At 45.0% G+C, this 24,352-nt stretch carries 20 protein-coding genes and 1 riboswitch; of the genes, 8 read left to right on the top strand and 12 right to left on the bottom strand.

The annotated features are described in order from the left end of the window. Positions 1 to 191: 191 nt before the first annotated feature. Complete coding sequence (locus L2744_RS11545) at positions 192 to 560, bottom strand: GIY-YIG nuclease family protein (protein WP_376711948.1); 369 nt, start codon at positions 558 to 560, stop codon at positions 192 to 194. Between the two features lies 1 nt (position 561). Next, positions 562 to 2,697: a S9 family peptidase gene (locus L2744_RS11540; protein WP_248992038.1), complete on the bottom strand. Its 2,136-nt coding sequence runs from the start codon at positions 2,695 to 2,697 to the stop codon at positions 562 to 564. Positions 2,698 to 2,877: 180 nt separating this feature from the next. Beyond that, positions 2,878 to 3,105, top strand: a riboswitch (FMN riboswitch). Positions 3,106 to 3,298: 193 nt separating this feature from the next. On the opposite strand from L2744_RS11540, the gene ribB reads away from it, so the two are divergent. Then, complete coding sequence (gene ribB, locus L2744_RS11535) at positions 3,299 to 3,952, top strand: 3,4-dihydroxy-2-butanone-4-phosphate synthase (RefSeq protein WP_248992037.1); 654 nt, start codon at positions 3,299 to 3,301, stop codon at positions 3,950 to 3,952. A gap of 486 nt (positions 3,953 to 4,438) precedes the next feature. Further along, complete coding sequence (locus L2744_RS11530) at positions 4,439 to 7,672, top strand: bifunctional diguanylate cyclase/phosphodiesterase (RefSeq protein ID WP_248992036.1); 3,234 nt, start codon at positions 4,439 to 4,441, stop codon at positions 7,670 to 7,672. Positions 7,673 to 7,731: 59 nt separating this feature from the next. Here the strand turns inward: L2744_RS11530 and ftnA are convergent, their stop codons facing one another. Further along, positions 7,732 to 8,268, bottom strand: a complete 537-nt coding sequence (gene ftnA / locus L2744_RS11525) for a non-heme ferritin (protein WP_011791166.1) — start codon at positions 8,266 to 8,268, stop codon at positions 7,732 to 7,734. A gap of 342 nt (positions 8,269 to 8,610) precedes the next feature. Between ftnA and moeA the strand changes: the two genes are divergently transcribed. The 3 genes from moeA to L2744_RS11510 all read left to right on the top strand — a co-directional run bounded on the left by moeA (position 8,611) and on the right by L2744_RS11510 (position 11,385). Beyond that, positions 8,611 to 9,864 carry a molybdopterin molybdotransferase MoeA gene (gene moeA / locus L2744_RS11520; protein WP_248992035.1) on the top strand — a complete coding sequence of 418 codons (1,254 nt, stop codon included), beginning with the start codon at positions 8,611 to 8,613 and terminating at the stop codon, positions 9,862 to 9,864. Positions 9,865 to 9,876: 12 nt separating this feature from the next. After that, the gene (moeB, locus tag L2744_RS11515; protein ID WP_248992034.1) at positions 9,877 to 10,644 is read left to right on the top strand and encodes a molybdopterin-synthase adenylyltransferase MoeB; all 768 of its coding nucleotides are present in this window, start codon (positions 9,877 to 9,879) and stop codon (positions 10,642 to 10,644) included. Between the two features lie 78 nt (positions 10,645 to 10,722). Further along, a complete protein-coding gene (locus L2744_RS11510; protein ID WP_248992033.1) occupies positions 10,723 to 11,385 on the top strand; it encodes a Bax inhibitor-1 family protein in 663 nt (220 codons plus the stop codon). A gap of 20 nt (positions 11,386 to 11,405) precedes the next feature. Here L2744_RS11510 and rlmF read toward each other — a convergent pair whose 3' ends face one another. Together rlmF and L2744_RS11500 are read right to left on the bottom strand one after the other, a co-directional pair. Then, positions 11,406 to 12,515 carry a 23S rRNA (adenine(1618)-N(6))-methyltransferase RlmF gene (gene rlmF / locus L2744_RS11505; protein ID WP_248992032.1) on the bottom strand — a complete coding sequence of 370 codons (1,110 nt, stop codon included), beginning with the start codon at positions 12,513 to 12,515 and terminating at the stop codon, positions 11,406 to 11,408. Positions 12,516 to 12,569: 54 nt separating this feature from the next. Beyond that, complete coding sequence (locus tag L2744_RS11500) at positions 12,570 to 12,992, bottom strand: flagellar basal body-associated protein FliL (RefSeq protein WP_248992031.1); 423 nt, start codon at positions 12,990 to 12,992, stop codon at positions 12,570 to 12,572. A 169-nt stretch (positions 12,993 to 13,161) separates the two neighbouring features. Here L2744_RS11500 and L2744_RS11495 point away from each other — a divergent pair, with 169 nt between their 5' ends. Further along, a complete protein-coding gene (locus L2744_RS11495) occupies positions 13,162 to 13,725 on the top strand; it encodes a chorismate--pyruvate lyase family protein (RefSeq protein ID WP_248992030.1) in 564 nt (187 codons plus the stop codon). 87 nt (positions 13,726 to 13,812) lie between these two features. Here L2744_RS11495 and L2744_RS11490 read toward each other — a convergent pair whose 3' ends face one another. Both L2744_RS11490 and L2744_RS11485 read right to left on the bottom strand, forming a co-directional pair. Continuing rightward, positions 13,813 to 16,401, bottom strand: coding sequence for an immune inhibitor A domain-containing protein (locus tag L2744_RS11490; protein ID WP_248992029.1), 2,589 nt, complete (start codon positions 16,399 to 16,401; stop codon positions 13,813 to 13,815). A 333-nt stretch (positions 16,402 to 16,734) separates the two neighbouring features. Continuing rightward, the gene (locus tag L2744_RS11485) at positions 16,735 to 17,328 is read right to left on the bottom strand and encodes a YhgN family NAAT transporter (protein ID WP_248992028.1); all 594 of its coding nucleotides are present in this window, start codon (positions 17,326 to 17,328) and stop codon (positions 16,735 to 16,737) included. 392 nt (positions 17,329 to 17,720) lie between these two features. On the opposite strand from L2744_RS11485, the gene L2744_RS11480 reads away from it, so the two are divergent. Both L2744_RS11480 and L2744_RS11475 read left to right on the top strand, forming a co-directional pair. Continuing rightward, positions 17,721 to 19,334, top strand: a complete 1,614-nt coding sequence (locus tag L2744_RS11480) for a ZIP family metal transporter (RefSeq protein ID WP_248992027.1) — start codon at positions 17,721 to 17,723, stop codon at positions 19,332 to 19,334. Positions 19,335 to 19,395: 61 nt separating this feature from the next. Further along, positions 19,396 to 20,190 carry an NRDE family protein gene (locus tag L2744_RS11475; protein ID WP_248992026.1) on the top strand — a complete coding sequence of 265 codons (795 nt, stop codon included), beginning with the start codon at positions 19,396 to 19,398 and terminating at the stop codon, positions 20,188 to 20,190. Here the strand turns inward: L2744_RS11475 and L2744_RS11470 are convergent. The 5 genes from L2744_RS11470 to L2744_RS11450 form a co-directional block, all read right to left on the bottom strand. After that, complete coding sequence (locus L2744_RS11470; RefSeq protein WP_248992025.1) at positions 20,187 to 20,636, bottom strand: YybH family protein; 450 nt, start codon at positions 20,634 to 20,636, stop codon at positions 20,187 to 20,189. The two genes, L2744_RS11475 and L2744_RS11470, sit on opposite strands and share 4 nt — an antisense overlap. Positions 20,637 to 20,867: 231 nt before the next feature. Then, on the bottom strand, positions 20,868 to 22,136 hold the full coding sequence (locus L2744_RS11465) for a mechanosensitive ion channel family protein (protein ID WP_248992024.1): 1,269 nt from the start codon (positions 22,134 to 22,136) through the stop codon (positions 20,868 to 20,870). 195 nt (positions 22,137 to 22,331) lie between these two features. Further along, the gene (locus L2744_RS11460) at positions 22,332 to 22,724 is read right to left on the bottom strand and encodes a DUF1090 domain-containing protein (RefSeq protein WP_248992023.1); all 393 of its coding nucleotides are present in this window, start codon (positions 22,722 to 22,724) and stop codon (positions 22,332 to 22,334) included. 136 nt (positions 22,725 to 22,860) lie between these two features. After that, the gene (locus L2744_RS11455) at positions 22,861 to 23,385 is read right to left on the bottom strand and encodes a protein disulfide oxidoreductase (RefSeq protein WP_248992042.1); all 525 of its coding nucleotides are present in this window, start codon (positions 23,383 to 23,385) and stop codon (positions 22,861 to 22,863) included. Positions 23,386 to 23,410: 25 nt separating this feature from the next. Next, the gene (locus L2744_RS11450) at positions 23,411 to 24,325 is read right to left on the bottom strand and encodes a DsbA family protein (RefSeq protein ID WP_248992022.1); all 915 of its coding nucleotides are present in this window, start codon (positions 24,323 to 24,325) and stop codon (positions 23,411 to 23,413) included. Between the last annotated feature and the right edge of the window lie 27 nt (positions 24,326 to 24,352).

Genomic DNA, 24,352 nt, shown 5'->3' with positions numbered 1-24,352 from the left:
GTTCTCATTAAGGCCAGAGAACAAAGATTCTCACAAACAGGTCGGATATACGTACGCAGTATTACTTTCTGTTACTCAAAAAGTGGTTGATCTATTCGAGGTGTCCATATACGTACTTGCCGCGAGTCACTGGAATGACAGTGCTTAATCATTGTATTGCCATACCAAGGACTTAACTGGTTTTAGCTCTTTCATATCACGCTATGATCGACAGACTCAATCAACACCAGCTTTTGACTGCGGCTCAGCTTTTTAACTGCTATCTCACGGCGCAATGCATCGCCACGACTCCCGACCGTTTCTTGATACATCAGCGTTAACGGACCTTTACCGCGCAGATACTTAGCGGATTTGATGCCACCAGACTGATGCTCGCTAAAACGTCGCGCCACATCGGTGGTGACGCCTGTGTATAAATGGCCGTTGGCGCAGCGCACTAGGTACAAAAACCACTGCGGCGAAACCGTATCAGACGGCTTCGGCATCACTGGCGCTGATTCTGCCAGTGATGCCGTGTTATCGGTTTGAAATTGACTAACTGCTTGTATCACCGAGGACAGCCTACTTCACCATACCAAGCACACTTAAGAAGAACGCATATTCTTGGGCTGTGTCTTGGTATTGGCGATAACGGCCACTCTTACCGCCGTGACCAGCTTCCATATCCACATTGAATAACAATATCTTATCGTCACTCTTATACCATTTATTATTAACATCGCGCAGCTTAGCGACCCACTTAGCGGGTTCAAAATACTGCACCTGTGAATCATGCAAACCCGTTGTTACTAAGATGTGGGGGTACTCTTGCTCGGTGACGTTGTCGTATGGCGAGTAACTCAGCATATAATCAAAATAAGTTTTCTCGTTGGGATTACCCCACTCATCGTACTCATTAGTCGTCAGCGGAATTGATTCATCCAGCATAGTGGTTACCACATCAACAAAGGGCACGTGTGCTGCAAGGGCGAAGTACTTATCTGGCGCTTGATTGGCAATTGCGCCCATCAATAAACCACCTGCACTACCGCCAGAGGCAACTACCTTGTTTTTGTCGCCATAACCCTGAGCCGTTAATGCTGTGGTCACATCGATAAAATCATTGAAGGTATTCTGTTTATTCAGTAACTTGCCATCGTCATACCAGGGGCGACCAAGCATTTCAGAGCCACGCACATGGGCGATGGCATACACAAAACCGCGATCGAGCAGACTAATTACCGATGATGAAAAGTCAGGTTCTACCGTGTAACCGTAAGATCCATAACCGTATTGATACAGAGGGTTAGTACCATCTTTTTTGAACTTATCTTTTCGATACACCAAAGAGACTGGCACTTTCGCACCGTCGCGGGCAGTGATAAATAAACGCTCGGCTTTATATTGGTTAGCATCGAAGCCGCCCAACACTTGATCTTGTTTGAGCAAATCCCGTCTATCTGGATTAGTTAGGTAATACTCATACACCGCCTCTGGCGTGGTCAGACTAGAGTAATAGATACGTAACTTATTGCTATCTTGCTGGGCATTAACATCTAATCCAAGCACATACGCGGGTTCATCAAAGCTTAGCTCAAAGGGCTTTTGACCATTGAGCGGCATAACTTTAATCCGACTTAGGCCATTTTCACGGGTTTGAATGATGACATAATCCTTGAGCACCAAGTCGTCTTCGATACGGGCATTAGGATTATGGGCAACCACTTCCTGCCACTTAGATTTATCTGCCGCATCCTTGATGGCAACCTTCATCAAGCGGAAGTTAGTCGCCTGCCAATTAGTCAAAATGTAATAGGTATCACCCAACTTAGACACGCTATATTCATGGCCTTCTTCCCTTGGTAATACGGGCTTAAATAAGCCTAAGGGATCATTAGCATCCAGCACAGAGACTTCACTGGTGGTGGTATTCCCATGGAATAGCACAATCTGCGACTCATCTAAGGTCTTACCGAGGGAAAGGTAATATGAGTCGTCTTGCTCTTCATAAACCAAAATGTCCCGCGACTGCGGCGTACCTAATTCATGGCGATAAACCTGGTAGCCTAGCAGGGTCTTAAGATCTTTGGCGATGTAGAACACGTGCTTATTATCGTTACCCCAAACCACACGACCTTCCGTGTTTTCAAGCACATCAGTAATCATGTCGCCAGAGGCTAAGTCTTTAAAATAAATATGATAAACACGACGACTTAGCACATCTTCACCAAAGGCCAACATGGTTTCATCAGGGCTGACACTGGCGCCGCCTAATCCATAAAACTCATGCCCCTTAGCTCGCTCATTAACATCAAGCATCACTTGCTCAACGCCATCGGCTCCCTTGCGGCTAATCAATGGATATTCGCTGCCCTCTTGGTATCTATGGTAATAACTGTGCTGATGCCATTGGTACGGTACGCTGGACTCATCGGCCACTAAACGCTCGGTTAACTCTTTATAAAGACCATCTTGCAGCGGCTTTAATGGTTTGAAATAGGCCTCGGTATAACGATTTTCGGCTTGGAGATGGGCCAACATCTTAGGATTTTTACGCTCATCGTCCCGCAGCCAGTAGTAATCATCGGTGCGAGTTACGCCATGCAAGGTCATCACATGGGGAATTTTTTCAGCAACAGGAGCCGGAACTTGCCCTTTGGAGGTTGAACAACCGGATAACAGCATGGCAATACCTAAAGTGAGTAGCAGAGATCGCATTTATACGTCCTTGTGACGTCCATAACAACCGTCGATGAATATGACGGCAAGTACAATTAGCTTATATGCTCAATATGATAGTGGTGAGGTGTGCACTAGCGCAAACATTGAACGTGAGAAGTTGCCATTCGCGGTAAATAAGAGCAACATAACCGCGTTTTTTGGCCTAAACGGCCCTAAACAAATTCTCAGGGCGGGGTGAAATTCCCCACCGGTGGTAAATGAGTGACGGCTAAGTGATGATGTGACTTAGTGTGACCCAAAGCCCGCGAGCGCCCGAAATACTTCGGGGTCAGCAGATCTGGTGACTTAGGTTTTGCCTAGTGCAAATCTGATATTCCAGAGCCGACGGTAATGGACTGTGACCTTAATGGCGGCAGTGCTGAGTCCGGATGGAAGAGAATGTAAGACGGCACTTTGCGGCACCCGTGTATAAACATGCTCAGTATCGCGCAGTGTTAGCCTCATGTTTTGCAATAACTTCACCCAAGTGAAGTGATATTGCTACAGCAAAATTGAGCCATTAGGTTTGGTTAAGTTGTATTCCTGCACGCCCTGATTCTGGATATTCCAATGTCGTATTTTTTTAAGGATATTAACCATGAATCAGTCTTTACTTGCTCCTTTTGGTACTGCTATCGAACGCGTTGAAGCGGGTCTTAATGCCCTGCGTCAAGGCCAAGGTGTGTTAGTTGTCGATGACGAAGATAGGGAAAACGAAGGCGATTTAATTTTCGCTGCCCAGACGCTGACTAACGCTCAAATGGCTATGCTCATCCGTGAATGTAGCGGTATTGTTTGTCTGTGTTTACCCGATGAAAAAATCAAGGCCCTTGAGTTACCGCCGATGGTGGAAAACAACTCGAGTCAATATGGCACGGCGTTTACAGTCAGTATTGAGGCAAAAGTCGGTGTGACGACTGGAGTTTCTGCCGCCGACCGCGTGACCACCATCAAAGCGGCGATTGCCGATGGCGCTAAGCCAAGCGATCTGGCGCGTCCTGGTCATGTGTATCCACTTCGCGCACAACCGGGCGGCGTACTCACCCGCCGAGGTCACACCGAAGGCACCATTGATTTAATGCAACTGGCAGGCTTAAAGCCCGCTGGCGTATTGTGTGAAGTGACTAACCCCGACGGCACAATGGCGCGTTTACCCGAAATTATCGCTTTTGGCGCACAACACAATATGCCCGTGCTAACGATTGAAGATATCGTCGTTTACCGTAAATCTCTGCTAGCCAATGTAGGCTAAATCAAATCTTAATCGCACATTAAACAGCAATCGCAATAAATGTTAAGGACGCTTTCGAGAAAGCGTCCTTTTTCTTTTATAAGCTCAATAGCACTACAAACTACCTTAGAATATTCGCTGACCAACCGCGATAAGCATTCCATTTAACCATCTAGTTACCATCCCACTATCTTGTAAGATTAAAGTGAGATCAGGTAAATATCGCGAATGCTCAAATGCAGCTCAATATCACAGACAAACACCCAGTTTGTTTTATAGGCAGTAAATACGCCTTTTAAAATAATACTTTAGACATATATATAACAAACCGCTTAATTTCGTGACCTAGATTAGATATCAATAAACTAAAGGTCGCGGGCATTCCTTGTCTATGTTAAAAATCGTCACCCTATGCCTAGCCTCATTTTCACCATCCAAAATAGTATCAAGGCGATTGCCTTGATTTTTTATATCTCCAACTAGGCAAATGTGTAGGAGTAAGCTTGTATGCCATCAAAGCTACATCATCTCAGTTTGAAGCAAAAACTCATTCTGTTTTCTTTGCTTCCCCTATTGATGATGAGCTTCTTCGTATTAACTCGAATGTATGTTCTGGCTAAAGAATACCGCGCAGCGGATCATAGTCATCTGGCAATCCAAACGACGGCACAAATTACTGATTTACTTTATCAATTGCAGAATGAATATAGTCTCAGTGTCAATTACAGCCAAGCGACAACTCCACCGGATGAAACGGGGCTGCAGCAACAGCAACAAATCACCAATAACACCTTAAATGATCTACTCACTAGCCCATCATTAACAGCGTTAATTGATGCACTAAAGAGCGATCAACAAGCATCGATGCAACTACAAGCACAACAAGAAGCTCTTGTGCTTTCGAGCCACAACTTAGCATCGGCTCGTCAAGAGGTGTTAAACAAACATCCACAAACCTTTAGTGAACTATATATTCAGCTTAACCAGCAGTTATTAGAGCTACTACAGCTGTTACAGTTGCAAACCAACGACATAAACCAATCCCTGGCTTATGCCGATTTATTGAATCTTATTGCTGTGCAGGAACTGGCAGTGAAAGAGCGCAATGTGATTAATCGAATGCTGTTGTCAAAAATACTCAATATCCATGATTACCGCACCATAAGTACCGTTATCTATGAATACGGCCAATCGATTTTACACGCCGGTAATGTATCCATTTCGGCTAAGCAATCCCTTATTCATCAGGTTCAAACCTCCCCAGAAAGTCTACAAATTTTAAAAATCAGTCAGCAGATAGAGCAACAGTTACGCATCAGCGCCCTAGCGCAAAATATCAACACACATTTAGGCTATGGCGGTTTAATCGATAGCTTTCAAGATTACTTACTCACAGGTAATGATGCTGCACGACAAAAATTCGATAGCGCCCTCTCTATCATCCATCTCAATTTAACTGAATTGAACGATGAAATTCGTCATCTGCCCGAGTTAGCGGCCCCATTAAATGTGGTTGAAAGCAATATAAATCAATACAAATTTAACATGGACAGATTGCTGGAGCTTAAACAGCAAAAACGCTCCCCTGAAGAAATCGCTGGGTTTGCGAATAGTAAAGAGACCGGTTTAAGTGAAGCGATAGATAAACTGTTAATGCCGCCTCATCCGGTCACGAGTCAACTCTGGTGGACACTGACAACAGATCGCATCAACAAATTACACGCCATCAGCAATGAAATGACTCAATCCATGGCGCTACAGAGTGAATCCCTTAAAACGAAAGCCTTGACCTTACTTGGGCTTTATTTATTCTCGGCATTTTCAACCGCGACAATAACACTCTGGCTTGGCCGTAAAATCATTAGTAATTTTATGGAGAAAATTACCAGAATTGCCAATGGGATGCAGCAAATGGCGACAGATCCTAAGCTCAATATCAAGATCAATATTTCAGGTTCAGATGAACTCGCCCGTATGGCCCGCGCCATGAACCGCATGATTAGCGAACGCCAAAAAGCAAACCATGCCCTAAGCCGTGCGGCCGCGGTGTTTGATTATTCCGCCGAAGGCATAGTGGTAACGGGTGCCGATAACCATATTGAACTTGTTAACCCCGCCTTCACCCAGATCACAGGTTATACCCTAGATGAAATCAAAGGCCACAGCCCATCAATTCTAAGCTCTAAACGCCATCCGCAACATTTCTATACCGCTATGTGGCAATCGCTTCAGAAAGAAGGGAAATGGGAAGGTGAAATCTGGAATAAACGCAAAAATGGGGAAGTGTATCCCGAGTATCTCGCGATAACAGTGGTTAGAAACGAGCAGGGAGCAATAATCCAACACATTGGTTTATTTATGGATATCAGCAAGCGTAAGCAATATGAGCAGGATCTCTGGTATCAAGCCAATTTCGACACCTTAACGGGCCTACCCAATCGCAAACTGTTTAATGAGCGACTACAACACGAAATCCAGCTGGCTCAACACGATTCGCGTAAACTGGCCATTTTGCTGATTGACTTAGACCAATTCAAATACATTAACGATGTGCAAGGCCACGCCACGGGCGATTTGTTGCTTCAGGATGTCGCCAAACGCTTAGAAAATATTAGTGGCAAAAACGACTTTATCGCGCGGATCGGTGGCGATGAGTTTGTAGTTATCCTACCGCGCCTCACCAATGAACTTGCGATTGAGCATATGGCGACGCGCATTATCGAAACCCTAACCACTCCTTTTGACCTGAATGAGCGAGAGATCCAAATCTCCGCCAGCTTTGGTATCGGGGTTTACCCTGAGGATGGCCTCGATGTCAGCTCCCTCACCCGCAATACCGAAATGGCAATGTATCAAGCCAAAGATGCGGGGCGAAATAACTTCAAATACTTTACCTCGGGAATGAATCAAACCATGTTTGCCCGCATGGAGCTGGAACAACGCCTACGCCGCGCAGTGGCGCAGAATGAATTCACTCTGCATTATCAACCTATTGTGGATATGAAAACGGGCCAAGTGTGCAGTGTTGAGGCGCTTATCCGTTGGCAAGATCCTGATTTTGGGCTGATACCGCCAGATCATTTTATCGGTATTGCCGAAGAAACAGGACTCATTGAACCTATGGGGGAATGGGTGCTAAATCAAGCCATGCTCGATCTCAGGCAATGGCAGAAAAGTGGCTTAAATATCAATGTTGCTATCAATGTTTCTGGTCGCCAATGCATTAATACCCGCGGAATGGGGTTTGATCAGGTGCTGCAGGAATGTTTCAATCGTCACCATGTTAATCCGAGAAATGTTCATATTGAGATCACTGAGAGTATGCTGATGGGTGATGCCAGCGACTGCCTTAGTACCCTCAATTCTATTCGTCAGCTAGGCTCACAGATTTACATTGATGACTTTGGCACAGGCTATTCATCCCTCAGTTATTTGAAGAAATATCCTATTTCTGTCATAAAAATTGATCGCAGTTTTGTAGAAAATGCCCTCGAGAGCACTTCAAATGCAAACCTAGTCAAAGCTATCGTGATGATGGGCCAAAGCCTTGAAATGAAATTAGTCGCCGAAGGGATAGAAACCACAGCACAATGGGATTTTCTAAAAGACTTAGGCTGCGATTTCGCCCAAGGTTATTTAATTTCTAAACCCCTGCCCTTCGACGAAGTCACGCCATTACTGAAGCAAAAATATCAATTCCTACTCGATTCAGATTGCGAAGATGAGTGCAGTAATTTCTAAGCACAAAAGCGCCTAAAAACAAAAGCAGCCTAGGCTGCTTTTGTTTTATACGTGAGTATTTAGGCCTGTGGTTGGCTCTGACCATTCATAATGCTTTCGCCGCCCTTAGAGGCAAGCTTTGCTAAGTCTTTATCAATAAAGAACAATGCTTTTCCATCTTCGCCTACTAAACGGATTTTATCGACAATCGACTTGAACAGTTTCTCTTCTTCGTGTTGCTCAGCGACATACCATTGTAGGAAGTTAAAGGTTGAGTAATCTTGGTTAGCAAATGCTGCATGGGCTAATGCATTGATCTGGCGAGTTATCAATTGCTCATGTTCATAGGTGAGCTCGAACAAGGCTAGCAAGGATGAAAATTGAGACTGTGGCGCTTCGATAGCACCCAATAAAGGCAAACCACCGGTTTCGCTCACATAGGTGAACAGACGACGCATGTGGCCCATTTCCTCATCGGCGTGCTCACGCATAAACTTAGCTGCACCTTCAAACCCTTGATCCTCACACCATGCACTCATTTGCAGATATAAGTTTGAGGAAAAGAACTCCATATTAATTTGTTCATTCAACTTGTCGATCATGGCTGCTGACAGCATAGTAAATCCTCTTTTGCACTCGAACTGAATCATAGGTTCACATTGTCATTAAGGGTGCCAACAAAAGCAACAAAATTTACCTTTCATACTTATCTAAGTTAATGATTCCTTGATAAAAATGATTTTCATTTGTTCATAGACTCGCGTTTAACCCTGTGGCTTGACACTTAATCAAGCCAATATTTACCTTTAAATCGGCAGTAAAAACTGACAGTCCTATCACAGAAACAGGTATACAGATCATAGCCATCCCAGATCACCGTGGCATAATAGACCACCCTACTCAGGTGGAAACTCATCCAGCGTTGTCCTAGACAACCCACTGCATATAAGGAAGACCCGATGTCCGTAAAAGCCGATCCTTGTTCGCAACCTAGCCTTATGCATCCCGATCAGGCCATTGCTCTTTTGCTCGAACAAGTGAGTCCAGTGTCAGACACCGAAGTCGTACCATTGCCCCAAGCACTAGGCAGAGTATTAGCCGAGAATTTAGCCTCTTGCATTGATTTACCGCCCTTCGACAACTCTTCAATGGACGGTTATGCCTTGCGTTTTGCCGACTTAAATACACAAACCAATCGCACCTCATTGCGACTCATAGGTAGCGCGTTTGCAGGCCATGGTTTTGAAGGTAAAGCCAAAGCTAACACTTGTGTGCGTATTATGACTGGTGCACCGGTGCCTGTGGGTTATGACACAGTACAAATGCAGGAAGAAACGGAAGTTCAAGGTGAACTCGTCCTTATTAATCACCCCAAAGGCAAAGGTGCAAATGTGCGTTGTAAAGGTGAGGAACTCACCCAAGGCACCAAAGTACTCACGGCTGGGATTCAAATCGGTGCAGCAGAGTTGGGGGTATTAGCCACGATTGGCGTGAGCCAAGTACGGGTTTATCGTCAGCTAAAGGTCGCCTTTTTCTCTACGGGGGATGAACTACGTCCCGTAGGCAGCGAGCTCGCCCCCGGTCAAATTTACGACTCTAACCGTTACTCAATTCAAGGTTTACTCAGCCGGGCCAATGTGGAGTGGATTGACTTAGGCGTGATAGCCGACGATCCAGAGGCTATTCGACAAGCATTTCGTACTGCCGCCAGCCAAGCAGATATGGTACTGACCTCGGGTGGCGTATCCGTGGGCGAAGCCGACTTTACTAAACAAATTCTCGATGAAGAAGGCCAAATTACCTTTTGGAAACTCGCGATTAAACCGGGTAAACCCTTTGCTATGGGGCGTATAGGTAAGGCCGTATTCTGTGGTTTACCGGGTAATCCCGTTTCTTCAATGGTGACTTTTTATAAGTTAGTGTGGCCCATACTGAACAAGATGCAGGGATTAACCCCTGTAACGCCTTTGATGTTGGATGCAATACTGACAACGCCAGTGCGTAAACATCCTGGCCGAGTTGAATATCAACGGGGAGTGTTAAGCCGTAACACCCAAGGAGAACTTGAAGTCGCTATTACGGGCAGCCAAGGTTCTGGCATGCTGACCTCAATGAGCCTCGCGAACTGTTTTGTACTATTAGAGCAATTCCAAGGTGATACTCCCGCAGGTTCTAAAGTGACGGTAGAACCTTTTAACGCAGTGCTTTGCTAGGATTAGCGCAATATGAATGATCAAGTCGATATCCTCAGCGACAGCGAACTTTTAAGATATAGTCGTCAGATCTCCATCAAAGCCATGGATATCGATGGTCAAGAACGCTTAAAACAGGCCAAAGTACTGATGATAGGTGCAGGCGGCTTAGGCTGCGCTGCCAGCCAATACCTGACGGTTGCGGGCATTGGTGAGCTGACTCTAGTGGATTTTGATACGGTTGAACTATCCAATCTGCAACGCCAAGTGCTGCATCAAGATGCCAATGTCGGCCAGCCTAAAGTGGAGTCAGCTAAACAGAGCCTCAGTCAGCTCAATCCCTTTATTAAGATCAATATTATTAATGCTGTATTAGATGATCATGAGATTGACGCCCTAGTCGCCGATCACACCCTAGTGCTCGACTGTACCGATAATGTCAGTGTGCGCGAGCAACTTAATCTCAGCTGTTTTAAGCATAAAGTGCCCTTAGTGTCTGCCGCCGCGATCCGTATGGAAGGCATGGTTACAGTGTTTGATTATCATAGTGAAACGCCTTGTTATCATTGCTTTAGCGCGCTATTTGGCGAGCAACAACTGAGCTGTGTCGAGTCGGGAATTCTCGCGCCTGTGGTCGGCATGATAGGTTGCTTACAGGCGGTTGAAGCCATTAAAGTAATAACAGGAATGGGTAAGACCTTAGCGGGACGTATTTTGATGATCGATGCCATGACAATGGAATTTCGCGAAATGAAATTGCCCAAACAACCCTGCTGTAAAATCTGTAAAAAACAGCCCTAGCCAAGCAAGCCGCTGAAGAAACGTTTTATATTAACCTAGCTCTATACGGCTATCGATTATAAGGATATGAAAGATAATATGGATTCAGAGAATAGCGTTTTTGACCGAAGCTCCACTAATGACACTATCATAGGTGCAGGGCTTTATAACCTCGTTATAGGCCTAACGCTTGTATGGGGTTTTGCGGTGAATTATTGGATGGTAACCAATATCGACCCTGAGACCATTGCGAGTGTTAACCCTTGGGTTTTCTTTATCGGCTATTTGGCCTCCTGTTTCTTCGGGATTTACCTGTTTCAAAAATCAGCCAATCCCGTTGTCAGCTTTATTGGCTATAACTTTGTCGTCGTCCCCTTTGGCTTAATTATCAATATGGTGGTCAGCCAGTACGACCCCGAGTTAGTGACAGAGGCTATCCGGATAACGGGGTTAGTGACGGTTGCTATGATGTGTTTAGGCACGCTTTTTCCTGCTTTTTTCCAAAAAATTGCAGGGGCACTGACTATCGCATTGTTGCTCGTTATCGTGGTTGAACTGATTGAAGTCTTTATCTTTAATACCCACCACGGCATTTTAGATTGGATAGTAGTGCTTATTTTTTGTGGTTATATTGGATACGACTGGGGGCGGGCGAATCAAATCCCCAAGACGATAGATAATGCCATAGATAGCGCAGCCGCTTTGTATATGGATATCATCAACCTATTCCTGCGAATTTTGCGAATATTAGGTCGTAAATAAGTTAAGAAAACAGGCGCTTATCACGCCTGTTTTTGTATATTAAGGTGCTCAGTACGCCATGACTGACGCTTAGCCGCCGAATGAAAACTCCAAGCCAATACCCGAGTAATTTTATTCCCTTGCTGCATTTCTATGGTTTTGACTGTATCTACAGCCAATTTAGCTAACGCTTGATAGCAAGGTTTTAAATTTTCCTTCTTGGAGACCAGACTCGTAAACCACAGACATTGATCGGCAAATGCTTGGCTCTCATTGATCATAGTAGCTAAAAACTGCTGCTCACCGCCTTTACACCACAGTTCTGCACCTTGCCCTCCAAAGTTCAGTTTAGACGCAGCCTTCACTGTGCGACCGCTATTGAGCTGAAGATTGCGTACCTTACGCTGACTCCCCTGCGCGGCCTCGGCTAAAGAAGCATGAAATGGTGGATTACAGAGCGTTAACTCGAAGCGTTCCTGAGGCTGAATAATTCCCTTAAATACGGATTTTTCATCGACTTGTAATCTTAAGCTGAGGCGTCCTTGTAGTGCGGGGTTTCGCTCGACTATCCGCTGCACGTTCGCTAAAGAGTGCGAATTGATATCCGATGCCACAAAGTGCCAACCATAAACTTGGCAACCCAAAATGGGGTAAATACCATTTGCGCCAGTACCAATATCGAGTACCGAAACATGCTCCATTGCTAAGCTGCTATCCCCTTCAACTAAAAGATCTGCCAAATAATGTAGATAATCCACCCTACCGGGAATGGGAGGACATAGCGCGCCTTTAGGGATATCCCAAAAATCAATCCCATAATGATATTTAAGTAGCGCAGTATTCAGGGCTTTAACCGCCTCTGGATCCGCAAAATCTATGGATAATCCACCGAATGGCGTCTGGCGAACAAAGGCATTAAGCCGATGAAATGCTTTGATCAGAGCGTTGAAATCGTAGCCATTAATATGGGCATTACGTGGATGTAGCGCTTTTTTTATCTCAGCTATCGAGCGGGTTTTAACGGGGCCCGTTTTCGCCTTTGTCCCAGCTTTAACTTTAGGACTCGGATTTCTCACTTTAGGCTTGCCGCTAGGAATGTCACGGGGTGGCATCTTAGTAGAACGGGGATATTTTATGGCAGATTTAGGCATAGCAACTCAATACATTGGGCCGATTCTGACTCGGCCCTTACGCTAATCACGAGATTAATCGTAGAGATAGGAAGTAAATAGTAAATTTAAAATCAAAGACTTACCAGACTCTTTAATAAGGAGATTATTCAGCGTATCAAAGCACTCACGGCGGATATCTTCCCGACCCGTTAAGGATTTAACTTTTTCTTCCGATTGATTTCCCAAAATCTCGACAATCGCGGCACGCAGCAATGGATCGTGGCGCTGAACAATCAGTAAATCTTCTGGGTTTTTAACCATTAACTCGACACTGATCTTCACAAAACCGAGCTTTTTACGGTTAGAAATATAATTGGTCACAATCTCAGGATCAAAACCATAGTAAGCATAGTTACCCGTAGGCGGCGTGACAGGAGGCGCTTCTTTTTCATCGGCTGCATAAGCATTAAAAACAACACCAAACAAAATCAGGCAGGCTGTTAGTAATTTCTTCATAGTGGCTTATAGCTCCCTAACAAGTGTGGTTAATGGAAAAAACTTCCCAATTTATACCCAAACAACCTCAAGATGCAGGATTCAGCGGGGCGCAGTTTGCTTGGGTATATATGCTCGCACCGCGACATGGTAGACTGCCGACGTTTGCTTATATTGTAACGAGTATTTAATGAATGTGACTAGCTTAAGCTTCCCTTATGGTGAATCTATTCAGTGGTTTTGTGCCGATCGCGCCGATAAACTTCCCCCGTCACCCCTAAAAGAGTGGTTACTCGCCCCGGGCAGCCTGACAAAAAAACTTAAAACCTGCTGCCATCAGTTTGAAGTCAAAATCCTCGGAGAGGGTCAACTCGCTCCTTTCAAAGATGAATACCCTCAGCAAGGCTCTGTTTGGGTTCGCGAAGTATTGTTGTGTCTTGATACTGTACCTTGGGTGTTTGCCAGAACCTTAATCCCGCAATCTTTGATGTCTGAGCGAGAAGCGGATTTTCTCGCTTTGGGCTCCCGCCCACTCGGTGAACTACTCTTTAGCCAAGATAACTTCGTCCCCGGCAGAATAGAAGTCGCGAACTTTGGCACCTGCAGTCGTCTCGCGCACTTAGCAGAAAGTTTAGATCAAAAAGTTGAACATAGCCTGTGGGGACGCCGTCGCTATTTTCACCACGGTCAGGATGAAATGATCGTCAGTGAGATTTTTCTGCCTGCGGCAGAGCAGGCGATTAGCCAGTTGTAAACTCTAGATTTTGCTAATTCTTAGCCAAAATACAGATAAAATGCCTCTAAATAGAGGCATTTTTTGATCTAGCATCGCCTAGTTAATTTAGCGGATATTTAGCTGACGACGCCAAGCGAGTAAACCGAGGAAAGCAAGGCTTAACCAACCTAAGCTACCACCGCCCCCACCAGAACTATCACTAGTTGGAGGAGTAACCGGAGGCGTTACTGGCGCTGTCACAGTGACAGTTGAACTGCTACTGGCTTTAGTATTTTGTGTGTCTGTTACCGTGAGTGTCACAGTGTAAGTCCCGGCCGCCGTATAGGTATGGGTTGGTGCCGCCGCAGTGCTTGTAGTGCCATCTCCAAAATCCCAATCATAGGTTAATGCTCCCACACCACCATCAGCATTACTGGTAAAGTTGACGGCTAATTGATTCACTGTCTTAGTAAAACTGACCGTTAATGACGCTATAGCATCAGAGTTCGCATTTGCTAGCCGAATCACAGCTGTGCTGTTATTGCTGGCTTGGGATAAGACTTCCATCATTAAGCCTAACTTCTGCAATACCATACCTGACTGGGGTTGTAGCGGCGCACTGTAATCTAAACTGTCATCGAACAGGCTCACTGCATCGAGATTATTGTCACCTACATAGAAGGTTTGTTTCACAGTGCTAAAGGCCGCATCGCGGATTTGCTTATCGGTAGAAAGAGTGCCGATCATATTTTGGTCGGCATCAATTACCCCAATCAAACTATGCCCAGGATGATCAGACACGTTATTATCGTAATAGCCTGAATCCTCTAACCATAGCAATACACCAGGGTCAAAGCCTTCCATTTTCAAACCTGCATCCACATCATTATGACTGCGTAGTTGAATAAGATAACGGGATGGTGCGCCCGGACGAGAATCTTGGATACGACTGTAGCCGTTGAATGTCACTTTATCAGCGACTTCGGCGTTATCAGTATATAGCTCAGTAGTATTGTATTTAACACTGATGTTATCGATAGTGATCCCCGACTTTGAGGTATACTCATCGGTGACATAATTGATCTCCACCGCAACAGATTTTCCAGAATATCCAGATAAATCATACTCTAAAGTTACCCAAGCATCGTTACCCTCCGCCAGAGAAATATCTGCCGATTGCCCCGTAATAATATGGCGAGCGCTATTCATCGCGTTAACCGACTTTGTATAATTACCGGAAATTGCCGTACCATTTACTTTTACCTGCATATAGTCGTAATTCGTTTCAATGCTCCAACTCGCTTTCATCGTTAAAGTGAGTTTATCGCTTGTTACCGTAGGTAAATTGACATTAAAACTCATACTGTTATTCAGCATATTCCCTTGACCAGAATAGTACTGGTAACTGCCTTGATAGGGAGCCTTAAAAGGAATAGATACCGCAGGAAGTGGAATAGAAATCTGATTCACGGCTTGATGATTAACCGCCTCATTCAGGGTCAACTCCATCCCCGACTTAGGAATACTCTCTAGGCTTATTTCACGCTCATTCAACCATTTACCTTTGTATTTTTCCTGCAGGTAAGAACGAGCATAGGGGCTAAAGCCACTCGGTTGGGCACCAGCAATACTTCCAGCCCAACTGCCACCAGACATCAGTGACCATAGGCCCACAGGTGAGCCATCTTGATCGGTATTATCGCTTGTATCGTACTCATCGGGCAGACCTAAGTCATGACCAAACTCGTGGGTACAAACTCCAATTGCGGCATCAATTGGTTGAATAGTATAACCAAACACTTTTTTGGTTGAGCCAGGAATAGTGTAACCACGAGTACCTTGGTCGACAAAATAGCGGTGCGACCAGATAGCATTAGCTCCCAATTTGCCTCCCCCAACTTCTTCACCAATGCTAGAGTGAAAAATCATCACATGATCGATAATACCATCAGACTCATCATAGTTGTCGTTATTGTTTAAATCATATGGATCTTCAATATCATAGCTGGTCAACTCAGTAGCAGACATAGATGCCGCTGCTTGAGTAACGGCCTCTTTAACCAAAGCTGAAACTTCAACATCACTCGTAGTAGAGTCATTGGCACCATAGTATTCCGCATTTTGACTCGCGGTATACCAACCTTTTGTATTGCCTGTGAAGAAGAAACTTTTACCAGAAACCGCTTGATAATACTGATAGGCCGAATCTAAAGTCTGCCCCTGTGGGCCTTTAAATCCCGAGGTAGAAAAGAGTAAATCCTGATAGTGAGATACAGGATAACTCGGGTAATACATGTCTGTATTACTAGAGGTTAAGCCATTGTTATTGTATCTTAAGTTTGGAAAATCAATCAGGACTGCCAGTACTTTAACGGTTTTAGTCACATCGGCATCGGCGACTAAACGCTGCGCAGGGGAACGCATCACTTGGGATGATTTAGCTCTTTGCGCGCGCGCATGTTCGGCTTCAACTTCAATACGCGGCGCCTTAGGTTGAGCTAGGGTGGCACGATGAATATAAGCCTCAACCGCTGCCTGTTTGACACTATCACTCGCGTCTACAGAAACCTCACCGCGCTCAATCAGCCAATATAAAATTCGATCTTTATTAATCACGCCAGCATCCGCAGGCGTGTGATTTGGCGCCGCAATACTCGCGCCGCTAATCAATGCCAACATCAGTCCAAACGCCGTAACGCCTTTTGTACTTCGCATTTTTAACATCCTTCTGTAACAGCTAACGCCGTTTACGCCATTCTATTTATTAAGGCTAGTGTCTCTTTGAATTAAGACAAATATACTTTTATGGGCAATCTACTCAGGGTTTATCCATCTCAAGATATAGAGACAGAGTTTTCGACATTATCAGCACTGCATGTCAGTAACAATTTGATACATTTGTTCGCTGGTAAGATTTACACTTTTGTCAGCATTTATTCAGCAAGCCTTTGTGCCCACGACACTCAGACTGCTATCTAGACCATAAAAAAGCCGTATTAACTTTGAGCTAATACGGCTTTATGTCATTTCGGACGACTTGAATATAATTTATCCAGCGGTTTTCATATAGTTTGAAACACCATCGAGGAACATTTGTACCGATATCATCACCAGCACCATGCCCATAAGACGCTCGACTGCAGTTAAACCCTTTTCACCTAACATACGGGTGAAGAGCTTATAAAACATTAAGATAACCGCACTTGCAGCCCAGGCAGACACTAAGGCAATCGTCCAATCTCCCATACGTGAACTATCCGTATGGGCGAGTAAAATAAGGGCTGCCAAGATCGATGGACCAGCCATCAAGGGGATCGCCATAGGCACAATAAAAGGTTCTTCACCTGCCGCTAAACCCACGACACCGCCGGGTTGAGGGAAAATCATTTTAATTGCGATGAGGAACAGAATAATCCCGCCAGCGATACTCACAGACTCGGATCGTAAATTGAGGAAGCTTAAAATGGCCTCACCAGCATAGAGGAAGGCGAGCATGATAACCAATGCGAAGAGTAATTCGCGGATCAATACCTTACGACGTTTTTTAGGCTCGATATGACGTAGAATCGAGGCGAAAATCGGCAAATTCCCGAGAGGGTCCATAATCAGAAATAACATTACCGCAGCAGAAAATATATCCATTTAACTTTATCAATGCCCAAACCAACATAAGCCCATATTGTATAACCTTTTCTCGACACGGGTATGAAAATTTACGCCCTATACCCAACAATCTCAAGATACGCGTTTCAGCGCGCCTAGGTACTTCAATTAAACACACATCAATGACCGAATACCCGCCTTCTGAGTTGATGCAACACAAGAAGTAGAGTCTCCCAGGCGCTGCGCTTAACCGCATAGTAAAACGCTCGCTGAGTCCTGCACATTTATAGATGGGTAAGCCGAGTAAAATCTCCACGACATTGACGCAAATATCATTGGAACGTCAGTTTGGTAAATTGCCAACAAGTCACTGCTCATTTACATTACAGCTGGTATACTACGGCGTTTTTTCAATAAAATTTGTGGAACCCATGCTCTATCTTCTCGCTAGTTGTCTTGCACTCTTAATCGGGCCACTGTTTTATCGCTACTTTTCATCGGGCAGCGGTCTACAGAAGGGGCTCGACGGCTTTATATTCGTCTCTTTGGGCGGGTTAGTGCTAATCCATATCTTGCCAGAATTACTCGAACATGGCGGCATGCTCGCGATCGTCTTTGTTATCCTCGGACTTTGGGGGCCTACGGCGAGTGAGCGATTGTTCCATCGTTACTCTGAAATCACTCATAATTTCGCCCTTTTTCTCGGCATTAGTGGCTTATTGCTGCATACCATGACTGATGGTAGTGCCATGGTATTAGCACAGCAAGAGGGTAACTCCATTTTGTTAGCGCTGGGGGTTATACTCCATCGGCTCCCCGTGGGTTTTGCCGTTTGGTGGATACTTAAACCCCATCTTGGTATCCGTTGGACGCTCATTATATTTGCGGCCATTATGCTATTCACTGGCATAGGCTATTTTGGCAGCGAACAGCTTCTATCACATACAAGCATAGATAAAACAGTTTATTTACAAGCATTTGTAACAGGCTCAATTTTACATGTTGTACTACATCAACCCCATGGTCAGCATGAAACAGATACACAAGGCAAATATGAATACCAAGCTGGGATTGGCAGCTTATTAGGTATAGCCCTGCTAATGGCATTGCTGTTGATCGATACTGGTGGTCATGAGCATGCCCACCATGATCACAGTACTGAGCAGCTAATACCTTGGTTGCTAACACTCGCTCCCATACTTCTGCTTAGTTATGCAGCAGCGGCACTTCGATTTAAATTTGGTCTAACACCTCAGGATAACAGCTTAGGTCGCCGCTGGTTTCAACGCTTAGCAGGGCCAGAAGCGTTAGTGATCACGACCCTACTGCTCGGGCCTTGGTTCGCCTTATTTCAATTAGCTGTGACCTTTATTCTAAGCGCCTATTTAAGCCATGCTAAGGTTCAGATAACCGATCCACACTCTGAATTACCAAATCATGCCCTGCATTTTGGTTTTGCGCACTTAGTCGATCGCAGCGCGCCATGGATCCTACTGAGCCTAGTGCTAGTTAATCTTATAGGTCACCCTTCGGTGCCGCTAAGCCATCCTCTATTACAACTCGTGGTGTTGTTATTAGTCTTTTTGCCCATGCGTTTCTGTAACTTAGGCGCTGCCGTATTAGCCTTAGCGCTTGCCTACAGTGGCTGGAACCCGCTTGCGATCATTCTGCCACTTATTGCTGCGCCAGTGCTTAATATTGCTCAGCTTAAGCTAATGACTTGGCCGCAAAGAGGCGTATTGCTCTCTATTATTGCTATCGCTTTGTTTGCTGCCCTGCGTTTACCTGTATGGTTTTCGCTAGTAACTTTACCTGAAATGATCAACCTAGTGGCACTGCTGATACTATCGGCACTTTTTGCCGCTAGCCTATTGCGTTTAGGCCCTCGTCAGTTTTTACGTCGTCTTATGCTGGGTAGAGCAGAATCCCATAAACATGGGCATTCCCATAGTGAACACAGCCATGGACACCAACATGAGCACTCGGTAAGCCAATCTCAACCCCATTCACATACCAAGGCTGACAAAGACTCACACCACCACTAAAGCTGTTCATTTGCGAACAGACAGGCTAAGTTAATCTAACATTTAGATTAACTAGCCTACTATGTGCATACTTTTTGTGGCTATAAATGCCCATCCACAGTACCCCCTCATCATCTGCGCTAATCGCGATGAGTTTCACCATAGGCCAACGGCTCCAGCTCACTATTGGCCACCAGAGCACAATATACTTGCAGGCAAAGATATGCAGGCGGGCGGTACTTGGTTTGGCGTCAACAGACAGGGACAAGTCGCGGGAGTCACCAATTTACGTGTGCCGCAAAAAAGTCCAGAAGCGATGCGTAGCCGCGGCGAACTTATCACTAAGGCGCTCAGCTCGGGTTCGCTGATTTGCCCTAACTGGCTTGCCGAACATAGCGACAATTATCAGCCCTTCAACTTGATTTTTGGACAAGGTGTAAATCTGTATTGCTTTAACAGCATAAATAGGCAAACCACAAAATTATCCGATGGATTTCATGCAATTAGTAATGGGTCACTCAATGATATTTGGCCCAAAATGGCAAAGGGACGACAAGCGTTAGAGGCATTGATCAATCAATCGCAAAGCATAGATGTGCCTGCGCTGCTCCAGCTAATGAAAGATGATTCCCAGCCACTGGATAAGGAGTTACCCAACACGGGGATAGGACTCGAATGGGAACGACGTTTAGCGGCAATTTATATTCGTCACCCCGATTATGGCACGCGTTCCACCAGCATTTTGCTTGAGGATATACAGGGTGGAGTGCACTTTACTGAGGTAAGGTACGATGGTAAAGGCCGGCAGCTCGGACAGCAGGATTTTCACTTCACCTTACCCGCCACAACGAATACGGACAGTTCGAGCAGTACTTAGTCTGAACTGTGATCCATAGTAATCACCCAGCGATCATCTATTTTTTCCACCAACAGGGTAAACACGCCGGAGGGAGCATCCTTTGAACGGCGTAGATCCCAACGTCCGACAACCATAGCGGCATAGTTGCTAAGCATCTTAATTTCTTTAATTGTAAACTTAAGCTCGCCAAGGGCTTCTTTATTAGGATAATTTTTCTTATAAGCTGCGAGTGTATCCTCCCAGCCATAGCTAAATTTTCCATTAGAGACAAAACGTAATTGCTCGTTCTTCCAATAACCTTGCATATAGGCGTTAAGATCACCGCGATTCCACGCATCTTCTTGACCTTTAAGCATTCTGGTGATGTCCTCAGTTGGCACCGCATTCACATGACACGCCACCAAGAGTAAAAGGGCCGCAAATATTCGTCCCATCGCGTTGTTCAATAATCCTTTTTTCAACATTATGTCGCTCCCTAACAAACAAGTTAAACTCTACTATAGCGAATTTAGCGTCGACTATCCTGTCTAAGCCAATTTAATCCCTCAAAAAGCTGATGATATTATTCATTTTTTGACTGTGAGCACTAAGCTATGTTTACAAGACGATGGTCTACACACAAGTATGCCGCTTGCGACTCAAATATCGGGCTGGCAGATTGAAGAGAAACGGCCAGCACAATTTCACCTCAATATTTAGCCTTCAACCTTCACCGATTTTAAGCTGCGAATATCGTTGCCTGTAGGTGCTTGAAATGCCTGTAGGCCGAATTCTGGTAATACTGCAAAGATATGGTCAAAAATATCCGCTTGTATCGCTTCATAAAATGCCCAACGGGTATCATTAGTAAAGATATAAATCTCAATAGGTAGACCCTCGGTGGTAGGTGCTAACTGGCGTACCATCAAGGTCATGTCCTTATGGACTTTATCGTGGCGCTGTAAATATTCCTGCAGATAAGCACGGAACGTCCCAACATTGGTTAAATGCCGTCCATTTACCACCATATCGAGGTCAGAAACCTTGGCATTTGATTCGCGGATCTCACTAATTTTTGCAGGAAAATATTCTTTCAAACAGTTGATTTTACTCAGGCGATTTCGATCATCCTCGGTCAAAAACTTAATGCTGTTGATATCGATATTCACCGCACGCTTAATCCTACGTCCACCAGATTCGGACATACCGCGCCAGTTGCGAAACGCATCCGACACTAAGGCGTATGCGGGGATCATGGTGATGGTTTTATCCCAATTACGCACTTTAACTGTGGTAAGCGAGACTTCCTCTACCGCACCGTCGGCACCGTATTTGTCCATTTGGATCCAGTCACCCTTACTTACCATACGGTTAGCCGCTAACTGAATACCTGCCACAAAACCCAAAATAGTATCGCGGAACACCAACATCACAAAACCCGTGGCCACACCTAAGCCACTGAGGAAATACACTGGCGATTGATCCGCCAAGATAGAGATAGAGACTATGACCCCAACAAAGAACAAAAACAGTTTAGTTAATTGGACAAAGCTTTTAACTGGTAGACGTCGTCCCACTAGATTCACATCTGAGATTTCATCAGCCGCATCTAGAGCAGCATAAATGGCAGTGATAATCAGTACCACCAGCCAAATACTCAATAGTCGGTCAACCAGACCGCTTAGCAATGGATGCTCAGTTAGGGCGATAGGGATCAACAAATTAAGCACTATGGCTGGCACTAACATAGCCAGCTTTTCAAGCACTTTATAGCGCATAAAGACATCGTCCCAAGTCACCTTAGAACGTTGGATCACCATATTGACAGCTCGAAGAACGACGCGACGTACAATGAAATAGGCTATCCCAGCCAAAAGTAAACAGGCAAAGATGATAATAATGGTAGATATACCATCAGAGGGTTGACTATCAATCCCAAAGCCCGCTAACCACTTAGAAATTTCGAGCCTTATTTCTTGATCCACAGTTTCACTCCTAACTGGCTAAACATCACAACTCCCACAAAGCTAATCACCGAGTTCGGTTCGTTACCCTAGTAAAAGCCCATCACTGCTCAAATGAATATTTTACAAGATATTATTTTAAAAAGATTTTATCATTTCAATTTAACTCTTCATAAAGGGAAATAAATAATATCCCCTTACATTGCCATAGGTGACTTAGCGCTCTAATTCGGCCCTAGCCTTGGCAAGCTCAGCCTCAACTTCGGCAACCTTCGCCTGTTTTTTACTGACTTTCTCCATCAATTGACCTTCTTTTACGGCTTGAGTCAGTGCATTTTGACGTTCGATTAACTCACTCTCCAAGGCCTCTACTTTTGCCCATCGCTCAGCGTATAAGTTGTCGTCGTTGCAGTGAGCTAACACTTCTTTATGGGCCTTTTCGAGCCCAGCAACTTTATGGCTATTACCCGCAGCTTTAGCCTGCTCAATTTGCTGATTAATGGATTCTAACTTTGCCGCACAGCCGCGTTTGGGCACATCATCAGCGAAGACAGACAAGCTGAATGCTGCACCTATCACTAATCCCAAAATCATCGTCTTAGTTTGCATACTTATCTCCTCTGCTTTCAATGCGACATAGTGCTTAAAGATGCGAGCAAACTCAACTAATGCAGTTACCAGATTTTGCTTTGGATCCACTGTACTTGGGCAAGTCCCTAAGCACCTCCGGCAAACTGCGTTCAGGTTAAGCAAAGATCATTCGCCACCACATTCCTGGCAGACTGGTAAAGCCCGTAGTGTAGTGTTTTAACTCGCCATCTTTAAAGATCATGATGGTTGGCGTTGCCTGCAATGACCAATCACGGGCAATTTTGTTGTCGCTATCGTTAATAGTGTCAAACCCATAACCCTTATGTTGAAGATATTTCCTCAGCTTATCATCCTCACCAGAACTCATGGCAACCGTCACTACTGGGTAATAGGCCAACATTTGATTCACCGCGGGACTAACAAAATTACACACAGGGCACCATGTACCCCAAAAGTACACTAGTACCGCTTGATCTTGGCTGAGTGTGGCAATATCAACCTCAGCCCCTGCCAGCGTGATACCTTGAAGTGACGGTAAATTATCCCGTGGGATATCTTTGCCGCGCCAGATGTCCATCACGCTCGTTACCACTAGGGCTAACAATAACCAGAGTAGTAACTGCTTAGTCCAGCCCCATATGCGTTTAGGTAAGGATATCGAAACCTGTTCGGCGCTCATATTTTCAGTTTCTTTTAGCTTCATCTTAACTGTTCTTCTGCGTCTTATCTTTGGCGGCTATCGCGGCTTCAAGCTGCTCTTTTAACACTTCGTAAGGCACTAATCCGGGAATAACCGTATCGGCAACTATCATACTTGGGGTGCCACCTATTCCTAACTCATTCATTAAATTGATATTGTCATCGACCATTTTAGCGACGCGCTCATCAGTGTTACCCACCCAGCGCTCAGTTGCCGTCAGCTTAGCGACCTTAGCAATGGCAGCCGCATCCAGCCCACGTGGACTCGACATCAACATATCCTTCACTTTGAGATACTTTTCAGGCTCGTTTAACCAAACCGTTTGGGCAAAATCGACCGCCATTTTGGAACCTTCACCCTGCAGTGGCACCATTTTGATTATGATCTTCAACTGCGGAAACTCTTCAATCAGCTTGTTCAACAAAGGCTCGATTTTCTTGCAGTATGGACAGTTAAAATCGGTGAAATACACCATAGAGATCTCTGGTGTCGCAGCACCCTTCCATGGATCGCTTTTGGTTTCATATATAGCTTGCTGATTTGCGGCTATGCTCGTTTGCATCGACATATCGGCCCCTTCTTGCTCTCTTTGCTGCAACGCAATAATCGCCTCTTTCAATAGATCAGGATCATTGATCAAGGCATCTTTAAGAATCGCTCGCACCTCTTGCTGCTGCGCCGCCGATAAACTGCTGTCCTTGGCATAGGCCATGGTGCTCACCGAAGGCAAGGAAACCACTAGCATTGCCATGGCGACACCCGAGACAGCAAACATCTGCAACTTACGACTGCCAAACAAGGAGTTAAATAAAGAGTTAAATTTCGACATGCTAGTGACTCCGTTTGAGTGGATTGCATTCTCTGCATAAGTTGCTTTCGTTGATTCCGTTAGGTTTTGTGCTTGAATTGTCGGTTTCATAATCGATTTCCATTGTCTTAGATCAGA

This window comes from Shewanella profunda (assembly GCF_023283765.1).
Lineage (GTDB): Bacteria > Pseudomonadota > Gammaproteobacteria > Enterobacterales > Shewanellaceae > Shewanella > Shewanella profunda.
The sequence above is the reverse complement of the archived record's forward strand: the minus strand, read 5'-3'. Positions and strand labels throughout refer to the sequence as shown.

Excerpts from the sequence above, each read along its gene's own strand:
- L2744_RS11540 (WP_248992038.1), bottom strand. The coding sequence starts at position 2,697 with ATGCGATCTCTGCTACTCACTTTAGGTATTGCCATGCTGTTATCCGGT.
- ribB (WP_248992037.1), top strand. The coding sequence starts at position 3,299 with ATGAATCAGTCTTTACTTGCTCCTTTTGGTACTGCTATCGAACGCGTT.
- L2744_RS11530 (WP_248992036.1), top strand. The coding sequence starts at position 4,439 with ATGCCATCAAAGCTACATCATCTCAGTTTGAAGCAAAAACTCATTCTG.
- ftnA (WP_011791166.1), bottom strand. The coding sequence starts at position 8,268 with ATGCTGTCAGCAGCCATGATCGACAAGTTGAATGAACAAATTAATATG.
- moeA (WP_248992035.1), top strand. The coding sequence starts at position 8,611 with ATGTCCGTAAAAGCCGATCCTTGTTCGCAACCTAGCCTTATGCATCCC.
- moeB (WP_248992034.1), top strand. The coding sequence starts at position 9,877 with ATGAATGATCAAGTCGATATCCTCAGCGACAGCGAACTTTTAAGATAT.
- L2744_RS11510 (WP_248992033.1), top strand. The coding sequence starts at position 10,723 with ATGGATTCAGAGAATAGCGTTTTTGACCGAAGCTCCACTAATGACACT.
- rlmF (WP_248992032.1), bottom strand. The coding sequence starts at position 12,515 with ATGCCTAAATCTGCCATAAAATATCCCCGTTCTACTAAGATGCCACCC.
- L2744_RS11500 (WP_248992031.1), bottom strand. The coding sequence starts at position 12,992 with ATGAAGAAATTACTAACAGCCTGCCTGATTTTGTTTGGTGTTGTTTTT.
- L2744_RS11495 (WP_248992030.1), top strand. The coding sequence starts at position 13,162 with ATGAATGTGACTAGCTTAAGCTTCCCTTATGGTGAATCTATTCAGTGG.
- L2744_RS11490 (WP_248992029.1), bottom strand. The coding sequence starts at position 16,401 with ATGCGAAGTACAAAAGGCGTTACGGCGTTTGGACTGATGTTGGCATTG.
- L2744_RS11485 (WP_248992028.1), bottom strand. The coding sequence starts at position 17,328 with ATGGATATATTTTCTGCTGCGGTAATGTTATTTCTGATTATGGACCCT.
- L2744_RS11480 (WP_248992027.1), top strand. The coding sequence starts at position 17,721 with ATGCTCTATCTTCTCGCTAGTTGTCTTGCACTCTTAATCGGGCCACTG.
- L2744_RS11475 (WP_248992026.1), top strand. The coding sequence starts at position 19,396 with ATGTGCATACTTTTTGTGGCTATAAATGCCCATCCACAGTACCCCCTC.
- L2744_RS11470 (WP_248992025.1), bottom strand. The coding sequence starts at position 20,636 with ATGTTGAAAAAAGGATTATTGAACAACGCGATGGGACGAATATTTGCG.
- L2744_RS11460 (WP_248992023.1), bottom strand. The coding sequence starts at position 22,724 with ATGCAAACTAAGACGATGATTTTGGGATTAGTGATAGGTGCAGCATTC.
- L2744_RS11455 (WP_248992042.1), bottom strand. The coding sequence starts at position 23,385 with ATGAGCGCCGAACAGGTTTCGATATCCTTACCTAAACGCATATGGGGC.
- L2744_RS11450 (WP_248992022.1), bottom strand. The coding sequence starts at position 24,325 with ATGAAACCGACAATTCAAGCACAAAACCTAACGGAATCAACGAAAGCA.